Source organism: Methylobacterium phyllosphaerae (assembly GCF_001936175.1).
GTDB classification, from domain to species: Bacteria; Pseudomonadota; Alphaproteobacteria; order Rhizobiales; family Beijerinckiaceae; genus Methylobacterium; species Methylobacterium fujisawaense.
Genome location: NZ_CP015367.1, coordinates 1869947 through 1886792, shown reverse-complemented (window position 1 = coordinate 1886792; position 16846 = coordinate 1869947). Strand labels below are relative to the sequence as shown.

Annotated in this window: 15 protein-coding genes; 11 read left to right on the top strand and 4 right to left on the bottom strand. The window is 72.2% G+C overall.

The genetic code is table 11. The annotated features are described in order from the left end of the window. Positions 1-59: 59 nt before the first annotated feature. The 6 genes from MCBMB27_RS08265 to MCBMB27_RS08240 all read left to right on the top strand — a co-directional run bounded on the left by MCBMB27_RS08265 (position 60) and on the right by MCBMB27_RS08240 (position 8423). Positions 60-1514 (top strand): MmgE/PrpD family protein, encoded by a 1455-nt coding sequence (locus MCBMB27_RS08265; protein WP_075380215.1) that lies wholly within the window; start codon positions 60-62, stop codon positions 1512-1514. 114 nt (positions 1515-1628) lie between these two features. Further along, a complete protein-coding gene (locus tag MCBMB27_RS08260; protein ID WP_075380214.1) occupies positions 1629-3683 on the top strand; it encodes an AI-2E family transporter in 2055 nt (684 codons plus the stop codon). Between the two features lie 94 nt (positions 3684-3777). After that, positions 3778-4566: a histidinol-phosphatase gene (gene hisN, locus MCBMB27_RS08255; protein WP_043384389.1), complete on the top strand. Its 789-nt coding sequence runs from the start codon at positions 3778-3780 to the stop codon at positions 4564-4566. A 139-nt stretch (positions 4567-4705) separates the two neighbouring features. After that, the gene (locus MCBMB27_RS08250) at positions 4706-5842 is read left to right on the top strand and encodes a hypothetical protein (RefSeq protein ID WP_043384387.1); all 1137 of its coding nucleotides are present in this window, start codon (positions 4706-4708) and stop codon (positions 5840-5842) included. A 72-nt stretch (positions 5843-5914) separates the two neighbouring features. Continuing rightward, the gene (locus tag MCBMB27_RS08245; protein WP_043354447.1) at positions 5915-7360 is read left to right on the top strand and encodes a YcjX family GTP-binding protein; all 1446 of its coding nucleotides are present in this window, start codon (positions 5915-5917) and stop codon (positions 7358-7360) included. Between the two features lie 31 nt (positions 7361-7391). Continuing rightward, positions 7392-8423, top strand: a complete 1032-nt coding sequence (locus tag MCBMB27_RS08240) for a YcjF family protein (RefSeq protein ID WP_043384384.1) — start codon at positions 7392-7394, stop codon at positions 8421-8423. A 4-nt stretch (positions 8424-8427) separates the two neighbouring features. On the opposite strand, the gene MCBMB27_RS08235 is transcribed toward MCBMB27_RS08240, so the two are convergent. The 3 genes from MCBMB27_RS08235 to MCBMB27_RS08225 all read right to left on the bottom strand — a co-directional run bounded on the left by MCBMB27_RS08235 (position 8428) and on the right by MCBMB27_RS08225 (position 10482). After that, positions 8428-8655, bottom strand: a complete 228-nt coding sequence (locus MCBMB27_RS08235; RefSeq protein WP_012319110.1) for a hypothetical protein — start codon at positions 8653-8655, stop codon at positions 8428-8430. 149 nt (positions 8656-8804) lie between these two features. After that, positions 8805-9362: an RBBP9/YdeN family alpha/beta hydrolase gene (locus MCBMB27_RS08230; protein ID WP_043384382.1), complete on the bottom strand. Its 558-nt coding sequence runs from the start codon at positions 9360-9362 to the stop codon at positions 8805-8807. Between the two features lie 46 nt (positions 9363-9408). Beyond that, positions 9409-10482, bottom strand: a complete 1074-nt coding sequence (locus MCBMB27_RS08225) for an apurinic/apyrimidinic endonuclease family protein (protein ID WP_075380213.1) — start codon at positions 10480-10482, stop codon at positions 9409-9411. A gap of 113 nt (positions 10483-10595) precedes the next feature. On the opposite strand from MCBMB27_RS08225, the gene MCBMB27_RS08220 reads away from it, so the two are divergent. The 3 genes from MCBMB27_RS08220 (at position 10596) to MCBMB27_RS08210 (ending at position 13591) form a co-directional block, all read left to right on the top strand. After that, positions 10596-11786 (top strand): YihY/virulence factor BrkB family protein, encoded by a 1191-nt coding sequence (locus MCBMB27_RS08220; protein WP_043354433.1) that lies wholly within the window; start codon positions 10596-10598, stop codon positions 11784-11786. 100 nt (positions 11787-11886) lie between these two features. Then, complete coding sequence (msrB, locus tag MCBMB27_RS08215; protein WP_043354431.1) at positions 11887-12297, top strand: peptide-methionine (R)-S-oxide reductase MsrB; 411 nt, start codon at positions 11887-11889, stop codon at positions 12295-12297. Between the two features lie 319 nt (positions 12298-12616). Continuing rightward, positions 12617-13591, top strand: a complete 975-nt coding sequence (locus tag MCBMB27_RS08210) for a CYTH domain-containing protein (RefSeq protein ID WP_075380212.1) — start codon at positions 12617-12619, stop codon at positions 13589-13591. A 186-nt stretch (positions 13592-13777) separates the two neighbouring features. Here the strand turns inward: MCBMB27_RS08210 and MCBMB27_RS08205 are convergent, their stop codons facing one another. After that, a complete protein-coding gene (locus MCBMB27_RS08205; RefSeq protein WP_236952937.1) occupies positions 13778-14206 on the bottom strand; it encodes a L,D-transpeptidase in 429 nt (142 codons plus the stop codon). 244 nt (positions 14207-14450) lie between these two features. Here MCBMB27_RS08205 and MCBMB27_RS08200 point away from each other — a divergent pair, with 244 nt between their 5' ends. Both MCBMB27_RS08200 and MCBMB27_RS08195 read left to right on the top strand, forming a co-directional pair. Further along, complete coding sequence (locus tag MCBMB27_RS08200; protein ID WP_043354440.1) at positions 14451-15824, top strand: dicarboxylate/amino acid:cation symporter; 1374 nt, start codon at positions 14451-14453, stop codon at positions 15822-15824. Continuing rightward, positions 15824-16762 carry an ROK family protein gene (locus MCBMB27_RS08195; protein WP_075380211.1) on the top strand — a complete coding sequence of 313 codons (939 nt, stop codon included), beginning with the start codon at positions 15824-15826 and terminating at the stop codon, positions 16760-16762. Before MCBMB27_RS08200 ends, MCBMB27_RS08195 begins: the two co-directional genes overlap by 1 nt. Positions 16763-16846 lie beyond the last annotated feature (84 nt).

The window sequence follows — 16846 nt, the reverse complement described above, 5'->3', positions numbered from 1 at the left end:
ATTCATTATCATGTCGACCAATCGGAGCCGCCGGGAGCGGCCCTGCCTGGGAGAACGCCATGTCGATGAATCGCCGCTCGCTCATCGGGGCCGCGGGGCTCGCCCTCGCGACGCCCGCGCTGCAGGCCGGAGAGGCCGCCGAGGCGGCAAAGCCCGCCGCCAAGACGCCGCCGCCGCACGTCACGAAGATCCTCGCCCAATGGATCCTGGGTTCGTCCTACGACACGCTGCCCGATCCGGTCCGCCACGAGAGCGTGCGCAGCGTCCTCAACTGGGTGGGGGTGGCGATCGGCGGCTCGCACCATGAGACCGTGGACGTGGCGGTCTCGGCGCTGCAGCCCTTCTCGGGTCCGCCCCAGGCCGGGCTGTTCGGCCGGACCGAGCGGTTCGACATCCTGAACGCCGCCTTCCTCAACGGCGTGTCGAGCCACATCTTCGACTTCGACGACACCCACCTGAAGACGATCATCCACCCCGCCGGCCCGGTCGCCTCGGCGATCCTGGCCTATGCGGAGATGAAGCCGGTCACCGGCAAGGCCTTCCTCGACGCCCTCGTGGTCGGGATCGAGACCGAGTGCCGGATCGGCAATGCCGTCTACCCGAACCATTACGATGCGGGCTGGCACATCACCGGCACCTGCGGGCCGTTCGGCGCCGCGGCGGCCGCCGGGAAACTGATGGGCCTCACCGAGCAGCAGATGGTCTACGCGCTGGGGCTCGCCGCCTCGCAGCCCGTGGGCCTGCGCGAATCGTTCGGCTCGATGAACAAGAGCTTCAACCCGGGCCGGGCAGCCTCCAACGGCCTGTTCGCCGCGATCCTGGCGGCGAAGGGCTTCACCTCGTCGGACGGGATGATCGAGGCCAAGCGCGGCTGGGCGAACACGATCTCCACCAAGCAGGACTGGTCGGAGATCACCGACGGCCTCGGCAGCCGCTACGAGGCGCAGCTGAACACCTACAAGCCCTTCGCCTGCGGCATCGTCATGCACCCGACGATCGACGCGGCGATCCAGATCCGCGACGCCGACCACGTCCGGCCGGAGGACATCAAGCGCGTCGACCTGAAGGTCCATCCGCTGGTGCTGGAGCTGACCGGCAAGACCGCGCCGAAGACAGGCCTGGAGGGCAAGTTCAGCATCTACCACGCGGCGGCGGTGGCCTTCGTGGAGGGCGCGGGCGGCGAGAAGCAGTTCAGCGACCGGGCGGTGAACGATCCGCGCGTGGTGGCGCTGCGCCAGAAGGTGGTCCCGGTGATCACCCCCGGCATCGAGCCCGCGCAGGTCGACATGACCGTGACGCTGAACGACGGGCGGACCGTCCACCGGTACATCGAGCATGCCATCGGCAGCGTCGAGAAGCCGATGTCCGATGCGCAGCTGGACGCGAAGTTCGCCGATCTCGCCGCCGGAATCCTCCCGGAAGCGCAGGCCAAGCGGGTGATGCAGCTGTGCCGGTCGCTGCCCGAACTGAAGGATGCGGGCGACGTGGCGCAGGCCGGCGTGTCGGGGGCGTAGACGGCCGGCGCAGCCCGCGGGATCATTTTCAGCCCCCGTGCCGTTCCCCGTGCGCGTGGCTTCCGTTGCTCCCGGCGGAGGCCCGCACGTCGCGTACGGGATGCGGATCAGCGTATGGGTACCAAAACCCCGGTCGGGGTCGAACCGGCAGCCCGGTCCAGGGCGCCTCTGCTTCCGCCGCGGCCGACCCGCGTCGCCGCGGCCGAGACGCCGCGGGCCGCCATGGCGTCGCCCGTGGTGGTCGGGGCGACCATCATCGCGGCCCTGTATTTCGGTCGCGAGATCTTCATCCCCATCGCGATCGCGTTGCTCCTGTCGTTCGTGCTCACCCCGCTGGTGAACCGCCTGCGTCGGCTGCGGCTGCCCCGGCTGGTGGCGGTCGGCGTCAGCGTGGGTCTGACCCTGGGCATCGTGGCCGCCCTGGCGACCCTGATCGGCATCCAGGCGGCGGATCTCGCGGGCGACGTCCCGCGCTACCGGGCCACCATCGAGCGCAAGATCAACGGGCTGCGCGACTCGCCCGTCGGACACGCCACGGAATACGTCGCCAATATCGGGCGGGCGCTCCATGGCGGCGCCAAGGAGGTGAACAACCCGGAGGCGCAGCCGCCCGCGCCGCCGACACCGCCCCCGACGCCGCCGGGTCCCGAGCAGCCCCAGGCCGCGCCGAAACCCGTCCTGGTCGAGGTCGCCGCGAGCCCGCCGGGCCCGATCGAGATGCTGTCCACCGTGCTCTCGCCGGTGATGCATCCGCTGGCGACGGTCGGCATCGTCTTCGTGGTGCTGCTGTTCGTGCTGATGCAGCGCGAGGATCTGCGCGACCGCATGATCCGGCTGGCGGGATCGAGCGACCTGCACCGGACCACCGTGGCGATCGACGACGCCGCCAAGCGGCTCAGCCGCTACTTCGTGGTGCAGCTCGCCCTCAACGCCGCCTTCGGGATCGTGATCGGCATCGGCCTCTACGTGATCGGCGTGCCGAATCCGGTGCTCTGGGCGATCTTCGCGGCCCTGATGCGCTTCGTGCCGTATCTGGGGGCCGTCCTGTCGGCCCTCCTGCCGATGGCGCTCGCCGCCGCGGTCGATCCCGGCTGGAACATGATGATCGCCGTGGCGATCCTGTTCGTCGTGCTGGAGCCGCTCACCGGCCAGGTCTTCGAGCCGATCGTCTACGGGCAATCCACCGGGCTCTCACCCTTCGCGGTCCTGGTCTCGGCGCTGTTCTGGACCTGGCTGTGGGGACCGGTCGGCCTGCTGCTCTCGACGCCGCTCACCGTCTGCCTCGTCGTGCTCGGCCGCTACGTGGAGCGTCTGGAATTCCTGGACGTGCTGTTCGGCGACCGGCCGGCCCTGACCCCCGTCCAGAATTTCTATCAGCGGGTCCTGGCGGGCGATGCCGAGGAGGTGCTGGGCCATGCCGAGCTGATCCTGCAGCAATGCTCGCTCTCGTCCTATTACGACGACGTGGTGCTCAAGGCCCTCGAACTCGCCGCCCAGGACGCGGCCCGGGGGGTGCTGACCGCCCAGCAGAAGGCGGCGATGCGCGCGGCCCTCGCCGAGCTGATCGCCGACCTCTCCGACCGGAGCGACGCCGTCGCGGCCGCGTCCGGCGACGGGGAGGAGGGCGCCTGCAGCGCGCTGCCGATGGGTCCGACCCCGGAGGCGCTCTCCGAGGACTGGACCCGCGCGGGCGCGGTCCTGTGCGTCGCGGGCCGCGGCTTCCTGGACGAGGCCGCGGCTGCGATCCTCGCACAGATCCTGGAGAAGCGCGGCCTCGGCGTCCACACGATTCCGTTCGCCGAGACGGCTTCCGCGCGGATCGGGCGATTCGATCCGGGGACGGCGCGCATGGTCTGCGTGGTCTCCCTGGCGCTCGACGGCGAGCCGACCCATCTGCGCCGGCTGATCCGCCGGCTGAAGGGTCGGTTGCCCGGGGTGCCGATCCTGCTCGGCCTGTGGCTCGCCCAGGATGACGGGGCGAGCCGCCTCGCCGGCGGACCGGGGGGCGCCGCGGAGGCCGATGGGCAGGTGGGGTCGCTGCGCGAGGCCGTCGAGGCGGTCCTGGCGCAGGCGGACGCCACCGGTGCAGCCGGAACCGGCGCGGCGCCGGACGGCGCCCCGGACCCGGAACGCGGGGCGCCGCGTCTGCCGGCCTCGGCCGACGCATGAGCCCGGGGGGCTTGACGGGCGGGGGGGCGCCCCGGTTTCGTCGGGATCGGGCAGTCGGTCGGGCGGCCTTCGGGCACAGCAGGGAACGGAACGGATGAGCGTCGTCGAACTCGGACGGTTCATGGACGACCTCGCGGACGCGTCCGGCAAGGCGATCCTGCCGTTCTTCCGCGCCCAGTTCGGCCTCGACGACAAGGCCCGCGGCGGAGCGCCGTTCGACCCGGTCACCGAGGCCGACCGGGCCGCCGAGGTCGTGCTCCGGGCGATGATCGGCCAGACCTTTCCGGGCCACGGCATCCTCGGCGAGGAATTCGGCTCGGAGCGCACCGACGCCGAATGCGTCTGGGTCCTCGACCCGATCGACGGCACCCGGGCCTTCATCGGAGGCCTGCCGACCTGGGGCACGCTGATCGGGCTGAGCCGCAACGGCGTCCCGGTGCGCGGAATGATGCACCAACCCTATCTGGCGGAGCGCTTCACCGGGGACGGGCGCAGCGCGCGCCTGCGTGCGCCGTCGGGCGAGCGGACACTGCGGACGCGGCGCTGCGCGGACCTCGCCCAGGCGATCCTGGCCACCACGGATCCGCGCCTGTTCGCGGCGGGCGCGGAGGCCGAGCGCTTCCGGTCGCTGGAGGGGCAGGTGCGGATGTCCCGCTACGGCGCCGATTGCTACGCCTACTGCATGCTGGCCGCCGGCCAGATCGACCTCGTCGTCGAGGCCGGGCTGAAGCCCTACGACATCGTCGCCCTCATCCCGATCGTCGAGGGGGCCGGGGGGCGTGTCACGGCCTGGGACGGCGGTCCTGCCGCGGGCGGCGGGCGCGTGATCGCGGCGGGCGACCCGCGGCTGCACGAGGCGGCGCTCAAGGTGCTGAACCCGTGAGGCGGCGGCGGCGCACGGCCATGTCTTTGAGCGGGGGAACGGACGGGCGCGCCGCGGTCGGAGGCACGCGCTCTCCCGCGCCCCTCTGCAGGGGGCGGGAGCGCGTCGCGACTCCGATCCGCCGACAGGATCCATCCGCGTGCTGCTGAACGCGCTGATCCTGTTCACGACCCTGGTCCCCCGAGCCGAGGCCGGCGCGGCAGCCCTCACGCACGCCCTGCCGCCCCTCGCCGCGGCCTCCGCCCCGGCTGAAAGCCCGCCCCCGCGCTTCGATCCCGCCACCCGCTCGGTCTCCAACTGGCACGCCCAGACCGGCGCGCAGCTGATGCCGCGGGCGCTGGCGGTCACGGCCTCGCTGGCGGAGGATCCGCCCTACGTCGCCCGCTGCGTGCGGCTCAACAACGGCTGGTGCATCAAGTCCGCCCGCTGGTCCGGCGAGATCGGCGCCGACGGGGAGGGCCACACCGCCTTCGCCACCCTCGAGGACGGCGCCGATGCCGCCGCGAGCCTGCTGCGGCGCTACTACCGCGATTACGGCCGGCGTACGGCGCTGGCCATCGTGCGCCGCTGGGCGCCGGCGGAGTGCCGCGTCGCGTCCGCACCCGCGCGGCCGGGGCGCTCGGCCGTGACCCCCGCTGTCTCGGCGGCCCTCGCGCCGCGGGGCCTCGGGCGGACCCTCCGGGCCCGCTATCTCGCCGCGCACCGCCCCGGCGGGGCGCCACGGGGCCGGGCGGCCCTGCGGGTGCAGCCCTGGTCACCCCTCGCCCGGATGGCCGGCCGTCCCGCCCGCCGCCCGGCTGCCGTGCCGCGCGTGGCGATGCTCCAGCCGGTGCCCGACATCGCGGCCGGGATCGCCCCGTCGGCCGAGCCGGCGCGGCCGGCCCGGAGCGTCGCCGATCCGACGGCGCTCCTCGAGCGGAAGACGGCGAGCCGGGTTCCGAGTGCCGAGCGGATGGTGGCCGAATCCGCGCTGCTGCCGGCGATTGCCGCCGGCCTGCCGGTCCTCGACCTGCGCCTGCCGGCCCCGCTCTGCACCGGCGACGAGGTCCGGATCCAGGCCTATGCCGGTCGGATCAGCGCCAGCGTCGGCCTGAAGCCCGGCGACGACCTCGACCTGTTCGGGCCGGACGGCACGCCGCGCGCCAATCTGGCCCCGGTGATGCTGGCGATGTCGGCGGTGGAACTCGGCACGCTCCGGGCCGGCCCGGACCTCGTCGCCGGGGCGATCGCACGGCTGAGGCCGCTCACGCCCGCCGCCATCGGTGCAACGCCTTAGCGTCAAGCCTTGCGGTTCGGCCCCCGCCGCGCCACCTCTGCCCGGCCTGTTCCCCTCACGACGAGCCCGCCCGTGCCCCTGATCGACCTTGCCGCGCGCGCCGGCTCGGCCGTCAAAGCCTTCGCCGAAGCCTCGCACGACCTGCTGGTCCAGCCGACCCTGCGGCTGGGCGTGACCGGGCTCGCGCGCTCGGGCAAGACCGTCTTCACCACGGCCCTGATCCACCACCTCGTGGAGACGCACGCGCTGCCGGCCTTCGCCCCCGCTCAGGAGGGCCGCCTGCGCCGTGCCAAGCTGGTGCCCCAACCCGACGACGACGTGCCGCGCTTCCCCTTCGAGGAGCATTTCGCCACGCTCACCGAGGCGCGGTGCTGGCCGCGCTCCACCGACCGGATCAGCCAGTTCCGCCTGGAGATCGCCTACGAGCGCGCCGCCGGCTGGCGCACCGGCCCGGCCACCCTGATGCTCGACGTGGTCGACTACCCGGGCGAATGGCTCCTCGACCTCGCCCTGATCGAGACCAGCTACACGGCGTGGTCCCGGGCCACGATCGGCGGCACCCGCCGCCCCGGCCGCGCCGCCGTGGCGGCGCCCTGGCTCGCGGCGCTGAAGGGCTTCGATCCGAACGGGCCCCTCGACGAGGTCGCGGCCGAGCGGGCGAGCGACGCCTTCAAGACCTACCTCGCGGGCCTGCGCGCCGGCCCGGAAGCGGTGGCGACGACGCCGCCCGGCCGCTTCCTGATGCCCGGCGACCTCGCGGGCTCCCCGGCGCTGACCTTCGCGCCCCTCGACCGGCTCCCCGAGGCGATCGCGCCCGACAGCCTCGCAGGGCTGATGGAGCGGCGCTTCGAGGCCTACAAGACCAAGGTCGTGACGCCGTTCTTCCGCGACCATTTCCAGCGGGTCGACCGGCAGATCGTGCTGGTGGACGTGCTCTCGGCGGTCGATGCCGGCCCCACCGCCCTGGCCGAGCTGGAGGAGGCGCTGGACGCGGTGCTGCTCAGCCTCAACATCGGCCGCAACACGGTGCTGTCGCGGCTGTTCGCGCCGCGGGCCGACCGCGTGCTGTTCGCCGCCACCAAGGCCGACCACCTCCACCAGACGAGCCACGACCGGCTCGACGCCCTCCTGCGGCTTCTCGTATCCCGGGCGATGCGGCGGACCGAGGCGGCGGGCGCCCGGGTGGGCACGGTGGCGCTGGCCTCCGTGCGCGCCACCCGCGAGACCACCGTCCATGACGGGTCGGACACGCTGCGGGCGGTGGCCGGCACCCCGGAAGCCGGCGAGGTGGTGGGCGACGAGGTCTTCGACGGCAACAGCGAGGCCGCGATCTTCCCGGGCGAGCTGCCGGCCCGCGCCGAGGCGGTGCTGGAGGGCGCGGTGGAGCCGGGCTCGCTGCGCTTCCCGCGCTTCCGGCCGCCGCTGGTCAGGCCCGACGGGCTCGGCCGCCCCGGCCACCTGCCGCAGATCCGCCTGGACCGGGCGATGCAGTTCCTGATCGGCGACCGTCTGGCGTGACGATGTGTGCGACTCCGCGGAGCCTTCGAGCATGACCTCCGGCCAAAAACCCCGCGCCTTCCGGATCACGCCCGAGCCGGCCGCCGAGCCGAGCGTCATCACGACGCCGCTCGCCGCCCGGCCGCCCCAGGCACGGATCGTGGACGAGCCCTTCGAGATCGTCGATGCCGCCGACGGCGTCGCCGTGCCGGTGGCGCCGCGGTCGCGCTCGCCCTGGGGCACCCTGTTCCTCTCGGCGGTGGGCGGCCTCGTCTCCCTCGGCGTCGGCCTGTCGGTCGAGCGGATGATCGCCGACCTGTTCCAGGCCGCCCCCTGGCTCGGCTGGGTGGCCCTCGCGCTTCTGGGACTTGCCGCGCTGGCGCTGCTCGCGATCGTGGTCCGGGAACTCGCCGGCCTGCGGCGCGAACGGAAGATCGAGCGCCTGCGCCAGTCGGCGCTGGACGCCCTCGCCACCCGCGACCACACCGGCGCGCAGGCGGTGGTGCAGGCGCTCTCGACCTTCTACGCCGACCGCGACACGCTGTCGGCGGGCCGCGCCCGGATCGACGCCGCCGCCGACGCGATCCTCGACGTGGACGACCGGATCGGGCTCGCCGAGCACGAGCTGCTGGCCGGGCTGGACCGGCAGGCGCGCAACGCCATCGCGACGACGGCCAAGCAGGTCTCGGCGGTGACCGCGCTCAGCCCGCGGGCGATCGTCGACGTGGCCTTCGTGGTGTTCGCGGCGGTGCGGCTGCTGCGCCGGATCGCGGCGATCTACGGCGGCCGGCCGGGCTTCCTGGGCTTCCTGCGGCTGGGGCGCGCGGCGCTCGCGCATCTCACCGTCACCGGCGGGATGGCGGTGGGCGAGAGCGTCATGCAGCAGGTTCTGGGGCTCGGGATCGCCGCCCGGGTCTCGGCCAAGCTGGGCGAGGGCGTGCTCAACGGGCTGATGACCGCCCGGTTCGGGCTCGCGGCCCTGAATGTCTGCCGTCCGCTGCCCTTCGTGCGGGAGGCCCCGCCGCGGCTCGCCGACGTCGCCGGCGAGCTGCTGCGCTCGGCCGAGGCCGAGCCGAAATCGTAGCGGGCTACTTGGCGCCCGCGGCGGCGCGGCGGTTGGCGATGCGGGAGAACATGTTGCCGGTATAGTCGGCGGTCTTCGGCTTCTCGGGCTCGCCGAGCTTGGCCTCGAAGGCCTCGATCCGCTTGAGCAGCGTCACGTCGTTGAACAGCGAGCTGTTGAAGTTGCTCTGGGCCCGGGGGCCGAGGGCGGTCTGCACCGCTTCGAGTCGTTCCAGAAGCTCTTTGCGCGTCACGGTGCTCTCCAGGGGCGGCTTCGGGACGAAGGACCGCCCGTACCGCCACTGAAGGGGCCGGTGGTAAACAGCGCGTTAATGCGGTGACCGCGTCGGGGATCGGAGCCTGGCCGACGGCGGGTTCCGTGCAGCCCTGCCATTCAGGTCCGTCACACGGACAGACCCTTCAGGAACCCGGCGAGCCGCATCAACCCTTCGGGCCACGGCCCGTGCCCGCTCGCCACGTTGATATGGCCGGATTCGCCGGCATCGACCGTCAGCGAGCCCCAGGCATGGGCGAAGTCGTCGGCCCGGTCGTAGCGGCAATAGGGATCCGTCCGGCTGGCGACCAGAAGCGACGGGAAGGGCAGGGGGTCCCGCGGCACCGGCGCGAAGACGCGCGCCGCCGCGGGCACGTCGGGGTTCTCCTCCACGTCCGGGACGGAGACCAGCAGGGCGCCGCGCACCACCCCCGCGGGAAAGTGCGGCACCGCCTCGACGCAGGCCACGACGCCGAGGCTGTGGGCGATCAGGATGACCGGCCGGGTCGCCGCCGCGACCGCCTCGGCGATGCGCCCGCACCACGCCTCCGGCGTCGGGGCGTGCCACTGGTCCTGCTCCACCACCCGCGCCGTGGCGAGGCGGCCCGCCCAGCGGGCCTGCCAATGGTCTTCCTCGGAACCTCCGAGCCCCGGGACGATGAGGATGTCGCAATCGGCGGTCTTCATGTCGGATTGCCTAGAGCGGACCGGCGGAGACGTCGAGACCGCCCCGTCATTCGGCCGCGATCGGCGCGGCCTGCTCCAGCGCCTGGATGTGACGGGCGATCTGCATGGAGGCGCGGTTCTTTGCCTTGGCCTCGATCTCGAAATCCGCCCAGACGAGATGGCGGGCGACGAGATCGTTCACCGCCCGGTTCCACATCATGTCGGAATGGGCCGCGAGATCCCGGACCGCGTGACCGGCTCCGCGCAGGGCGGGGAAGTCGGGCAGGGCGTCCGGATCGCAGTCGGACGAGACCGCCTCGCGCGACACGCTGATATGGGCCACGGGCCGCACGCCGCGCCACGACTCCGTCACCCGGGCGATCCGGGGGTCGTCCGGTTCGAGGTATGCGCCGCCGCTCTCGACCCAGTGGTGGTGCAGGTCGAGCACCACCGGCACGATGTCGGCGAGTTGCAGCACCGCGTCGAGGCCGAAGACGTTCTCGTCGTTCTCCACGGTGACGAGGTCGCGCGCCACCCGGCTCGCCCGGGGCAGGGTCTCGCGGAAGCCCGCGACCCCGGGGTCGCCGGCGCCGACATGGATGTTGATGTGGGCGCCGTGCGGGTGCCAGCCGCCGCCGTAGCCCATCCGGTCGAAGATCTCGGCGTGGTAGTCGAGTTCCGACAGGCCGTTCGCGATGGCCGCCGGGTTGCGGCTCGCCAGCAGGCAGAACGGCCCCGGATGGAAGCTCAGGCGCACGCCGAGCCGGCGCGCGAGGGCTCCGGCCTCCGCGAGGCCGCGCTCGACCAGCGCCGCCATCTCGGGCTCGGCGTAGATCGCCTGCGCGATGGGGTGGGTGTAGCCCGGCAGGACGTTGCTCGCCATGCGCAGGAGGCGCTCCAGGGGCGGCCGGGCCCCGACCCAGGCGATCTGGCGGGCCAGCGCGGCGAGGTTGTGGGCGACGAGGCCGGCGAGCTTGGCCCGCCGGGCGGCGGGCTCCAGCTTGGTGAGATGGGCCATGGTCACGCTGGTGAGGTTCATGTGCAGCGTGGCCTCCCGCTCCGCCTTGAGGGTGGCGTGGGTGCCGGGAGGCTCGTCCAGGACAAACTTGCAGCAGAATCCGAGGCGGGGCAGAGCGTGCATAACGGGCACAACGCGCGGAGGGCCGCAGCGTCCCCGCCAAATGCGCGGAACGGCCACGGCACGACGACGTTGGGAGTCCCGAGCGCGGCAGTTCCGCGCACTGGCCCCGATACATGCCTCCGTCACCGTCGCGTTCGACCGGACCATCCGAGACCGGCTCGATCCTGTGGATCCTGATGCTCGGTTCGGCTTTGGTCGCCCTCGCGGCGGCGCCGGCGCGGCGCGGCGTGTCGGCGGCTCCCCCCGCGAGCGAACCGCCCAGCGACCGCGAGCCGACGGCCGACGATCGGGGTTTGCAGAAGGGCGTGGCCGCGGGCGCGCGCTCGATCTCGGGGCGCGCCGCGCAGCTCACCGCCGCGACGCAGGCCGAGCGGGGCCGCGCCGCCGACAGCCCCACCGAGATGACGCGGTCCGGCTGGAAGGACATCGCCGTCCGGGTCTATCTGGAGTTCAACAAGGACCGTGTGCTGGCGGTCGCCGCCGGGGTGACCTTCTACTCGCTGCTGTCGCTGTTTCCCGCCATCGCCGCGCTGGTCTCCTGCTACGGCCTGTTCGCCGACGTGACCGTCATCAACGATCACCTCGCGCAGCTTCACGCGGTCCTGCCGTCCGGCGCGGTCGAACTCATCGGCGATCAGGTCAAGCGCATCGCCGCCAAGGGCAGCGGATCCCTCAGCATCACGTTCTTCTCCAGCCTGCTGCTGTCGCTCTGGAGCGCCAACGCGGCCATGAAGGCGATGTTCGATGCGTTGAACGTGGTCTACGAGGAGGAGGAGAAGCGCAATTTCTTCTGGCTGAACCTCCGGTCCCTCACCTTCACGGTGGGGGCTCTGCTGTTCATCATCATCGCGCTCAACGTGATCGTGGTCGTGCCGGTGGTGCTGAACTTCCTGGGCCTCGGCTCGACCGCGTGGCTGCTCGCGGCCCTGCGCTGGCCGGCGATCCTGATCGTCCTGCTCGGCGGCCTGTCGGTGCTCTACCGCTTCGGGCCGAGCCGGGAACATGCCCGCTGGCGCTGGGTCGGGGTCGGCAGCGTGGTCGCGGGCCTGCTCTGGCTCATCGCCTCGCTCCTGTTCTCCTGGTACGTCGCCAGCTTCGGCACCTACAACGAAACCTACGGCTCGCTGGGCGCGGTGATCGGCTTCATGACCTGGATCTGGATCTCCTCCACGATCGTGCTGCTCGGCGGCGAGATCAACGCCGAGCTGGAGCACCAGACCGCCCGCGACACCACCACGGGCGCGCCGCTGCCGATGGGCTTGCGCCGGGCGCGGATGGCCGACACCGTCGGCGCGGCCGCCTGACCGCGGCCTCGCCGGTGCCGGACGCGGCATTGCGATACGCTCCGGGACTGCCGAAAACCGTGCGCAATCCCTATATAGCCTCGCGAAAAGGGAGATCGCCATGGCCGACACGCCGACCACCAGCCCGGACACCCGCAGCGACGCGGAATGGCGCTCGACGCTGACGCCGGAGCAGTACCGGGTCCTGCGCGAGCACGGGACCGAGCGGGCCGGCACGAGCTGCCTGCTCGCCGAGAAGCGCGCCGGCACCTTCACCTGCGCCGGCTGCGGGCAGCCGCTGTTCGAGCAGGGCACCAAGTTCGAATCCGGGACCGGCTGGCCGAGCTTCTTCGAGCCCCTGCCGGGCGCCGTCGAGACCACGGTGGACCGCAGCCACTGGATGGTCCGCACCGAGGTCCACTGCGCCCGCTGCCAGGGCCATCTCGGCCACGTCTTCGACGACGGCCCGGCTCCGACCGGCCTGCGCTACTGCATGAACGGCGCGGCGATGAATTTCGAGCCCGCGGAATGAGGCGCGTTCCGGCCTAACCTGGGTTCGGAATTCGGGTTCAAAAGCCGGGATATCGGGGACAGAAGGCGCCGCGGCCGGAGCCTCGACCCGATCCGGTCTTGATTTCGTCGCGTTTTTGCTTAGCGCTCTATAGTCTCAGGTTGTCGCTGTCCGGTGATTGGCGACGGAAGCGGTCAGGCTCTGACGAATACGGCGTGGCAGTCCAGCTTATACGCCGTGCGGGTCGGTTCCACTTGCACCCTTCCGTGCGGCCCGGCGGCGCTGAGGGCTGTCCGCCGGATCGGCGCACTGCCGACCAAGCGGGAGGGGTTTTGAGTTCATGAGCACCGTTCGCCGATTTCTGGTCGCACCGTCCCTGGTCCGCCTGATCCGCAAGGAGCGGGGCGGCGCCCGGATCACCGAGGGGCACTTCGCCCCGCAGGGTGGCCGCGCGTCCTATGTGCGTGTCGACGGCCAAGTCTGCCAGCTGGTCCTGGTGAACAAGGGGGCGGACGGCATCCCGGTCGAGGAGCGCACCGACGTGCCGCGCGCCCACGGCGACGCCCTGCTGGACGTCTGCCCCGGGAAGGCCGCCTACGACCGCACCACCCTGAATGCCGGCGGCCGCGAGATCGCCATCGACCGCTACGTCACACCCGGCAGCCTGGACCTGATCAGCATCACCTTCGACAATGACGGCGATGCCGCGGCCTTCCATGCCCCGAGCTGGTTCGGCCGGGAGGTCAGCAACGAGCCGGCCTTCGAGCGGCAGGCCCTCGCGATCCAGGGCGTGCCGGCCGCCGAGGAGGTGGCGCTGAGCAACGCCGCGCTCGACGCGGTGCTGGACCTGATCGAGCCCCGGTTCGGCTTCGGCCGCTACGGCAGCAGCAGCCGGAACGCCGAGTCCGACGAGGGTGCGACGAGCGCCATGCGCCGGGCCGTGACGCCGGCCGCCGCAGCTGCCCCGGCCGCCGCGCCGGTCGTTCCGGCGCCCCCGGCCCCGGAGCCGGCTGCGGCCGCGCGCCCGCCCGAACCGGCCCCCGAGCATCACCCCGAGCCGGAGCCTCAGCCGGAGCCCGCGCCGGAGGCGGCCGCGCCCGCCGAGACGCCCGCCGCCCCGACCGGCCCGGGGGACCCCTTGCACGGGGATGCCCGCATCGACGACGTTATCGAGAGCCTGTCCCAGGCGCTCGGTGCTGCGATCCACCAGCAGCCCGATCACGCGGCGGAGAACAAGGACGCGAAGAGCGAGGATCCCGCCTCGATGTTCGAGCGCTGGACCGTCCGGCCCCGCCGGACCCAGCAGCAGACCTGAGCCCACGATAAGGCGTCAAGCAAACGGGCCGCAGCGCAGATCGCGCTGCGGCCCGTCCGCGTTTCGGGACCCGGCCCTCCTCGGGCGGTCCCGGGGGATCCGGGCCTCTGTGCCGGGTGCCGACGGCTTGCGACGCAAGCCGCATCTCCGCTCAGGCCTGGGGCAGGGGTGAGGCGGCCCGGTCGCTCAATCGCGGATCACCACCGTCGCTCCGCCGCGGCTGCGGGCGAGGCCGAACAGGGCGGCGGCATGGCCGGGCGACAGGCGGATGCAGCCGTGGCTCGCCCGGCGCCCGAGGGCCCCGGTGGCATAGGTGCCGTGGATCGCGTAGCCGCCGCGGAAGAACATCGCGTGCGGCATCGGAGAGCCGTGATACTTGCGGGAGCGCCACATCGGCGCCATCAGCCCGACGCGGAACCGTCCGCTGGGCGTGACGTAGCCGCGACGGGCCGTGGACACGGGCCATTCATAGGCCGGATAACCGTCGACATAGACGCGCATGCGCTGCCGCGACTGGTCGATCCGCGCGACGACGCCGGCCGAGGCGGGCTCGATCAGGATGCCGGAGAGCAGCACGCCCAGGAGCGCCGTTCGGGCCCGGTGGAATCCAACCACGGACACTCTCCAGAGATCACCGGATGCCGTCGATTGGCCGGCTCAGTCCGCCGGAGACCAGAAACAGCCGCGCTGCTCAGCCTGCGCGCACTTGTCAGACGAGAGAAGTGACTTCAGCCGGGATCGACAGATTTTTGTCACGGATGGTTCCCGGCCCATAACCGTGCAGGCGTTGAGGCGCCGGATGATAATCGCTAGCGTGCCGGCACAATGGGAGGGTGCGCGGTCGTCGCACGGGATGGACATGGCACAGGCAATCCACGCGCCGGCTCCCGCCGCAGCGCCCCGCGAGCCTTGGTACAAGGTGCTCTACATCCAGGTCCTGATCGCCATCGCGCTCGGCGTGCTGCTCGGCTGGTACGACCCGGCCACCGGCAAATCGATGAAGTGGCTCGGCGACGCCTTCATCGGCCTGATCAAGATGATGATCGCGCCGATCATCTTCTGCACGATCGTGCACGGCATCGCGTCGATCGGCGACCTGAAGAAGGTCGGCAGGGTCGGGCTGAAGGCGCTGGTCTATTTCGAGGTGGTCTCCACCATCGCGCTCCTGATCGGCGTCATCGTCGGCGAGGTGATCCGGCCCGGCGCCGGGTTCAACGCCGACCCGTCGAAGCTCGACGCCAGCAAGGTCGCGACCTACGCCAGCAAGGCGGCCGCCGATTCCACCGTCGCCCACATCCTGGCGATCATCCCCAAGAGCTTCCTCGATCCCTTCGCCACCGGCGACCTGCTTCAGGTGCTGCTGATCTCGATCCTCACCGGCGTCGTGGTGACGAACCTCGGAGAGCGGGCGGCCGGCGTAAACCGGGCGATCGACACCGCCGGCCAGATCTTCTTCCGGATCATCGGCATCATCGTGAAGCTCGCCCCCGTCGGCGCCTTCGGCGCCATGGCCTTCACGATCGGCGAGTACGGCATCCAGAAGGTCTACGACCTCGCGTGGCTGGTCGGCACCTTCTACATCACGGCGCTGCTGTTCGTGCTCGTGGTGCTCGGGACGATCGCCCGGATCGCGGGCTTCTCGATCCTGCGCTTCCTCGCCTACATCAAGGACGAGTTGCTGATCGTGGTCGGCACCTCCTCCTCCGAGACGGTGCTGCCGCAGCTCATGACCAAGATGCGCCGGCTCGGCGCCTCGGACTCGGTGGTCGGCCTCGTCGTTCCGACCGGCTACTCGTTCAACCTCGACGGCACCAACATCTACATGACGCTGGCCACGCTGTTCCTGGCGCAGGCCGTGGGTGTGGACCTGTCGATCAGCCAGTACGCGACCATCATCCTGGTGGCGATGCTGACCTCGAAGGGCGCGTCGGGCGTCACCGGCGCGGGCTTCATCACCCTGGCGGCGACCCTCTCGGCGATCCCCAACAGCCCGGTCCCGGTGGCCGCCATGACCCTCGTGCTCGGGATCGACAAGTTCATGTCCGAGTGCCGCGCGCTCACCAACCTCGTGGGCAACGGCGTCGCCTGCGTGGTGGTCAGCCGCTGGGAAGGCGAGCTCGACGTGGCCAAGCTCAACGAGGTGATGGCCCATCCGCTCGCCATCGGCACCCACATCGCCGACGAGGCGCCGCAGCCGATGGGAACCGACAGCAAGGTCGCTGCCGCCGAGTGATGGGGTCGCCCGCGGCAGGATCCGGAGGGCGCCCGCGCCTCGGCATCGATCTCGGCGGCACGAAGATCGCCGGGATCGTCCTGGGCCGGGACGGCTCGACCCTGGCCGAAGCCCGGGTGGCCGCCCCGCGCGGCGCCTATGGGGAAACCGTCGAGGCCGTGGCCGATCTGGTCCTGCGTCTCGAAGCCGAAGCCGGTATGCCCTGCAGCGTCGGAATCGGCATGCCGGGGAGCCTGTCCCCGGCGACGGGCCTCGTGCGCAACGCCAACTCGCACTGGCTCAACGGACACCCGTTCGCCGCCGATCTCGAGCAGCGGCTGCAGCGGCCTCTGCGGATCGAGAACGACGCCAATTGCCTGGCTGTGTCGGAGGCGATCGACGGTGCCGGCGCCGGGGCCCGTGTGGTCTGGGCCGTGATCCTGGGCACCGGCGTCGGCTCCGGCATCGCCCTCGACGGGCGGGTGCTCACGGGCCGCAACGGCATCGCGGGCGAATGGGGCCACGGTCCCCTGCCGGCCCCCCGCGACGACGAGCGACCGGGTCCCGCCTGCTATTGCGGCCGCCGGGGCTGCGTCGAGACTTGGCTGTCCGGGCCCGGGCTGGCGGCGGACCACGCCCGGCGGCACGGCGGGAACCTCACCGCGGAGGCCGTCGTCGCCGAGGGCCGGACCGGCAGTCCGGCGGCGCAGGAGACGCTGGCCGCGCATCTCGAGCGGCTCGGGCGCGCGGCCGCCCAGGTGGTGAACCTGTTGGACCCGGATGTGATCGTGATCGGCGGCGGCCTGTCGCGGATCCCGGAGCTGATCGCCGGCCTGCCGGCTGCGATCGCCCCCCATGTCTTCTCGGACACCTTCGACACCCCCGTGCGGGCGAGCCTGCACGGCGACGCATCGGGCGTGCGCGGCGCGGCATGGCTGTGGGAGGCAGAGGGCGCCTGATCCGGGCCAGGCCCCCCTTGCATGATCGGCCGCCCCTTGCACGATCGGCCGCCCGCGGCCCGCGCGACGGGTCTCGGATGCGCC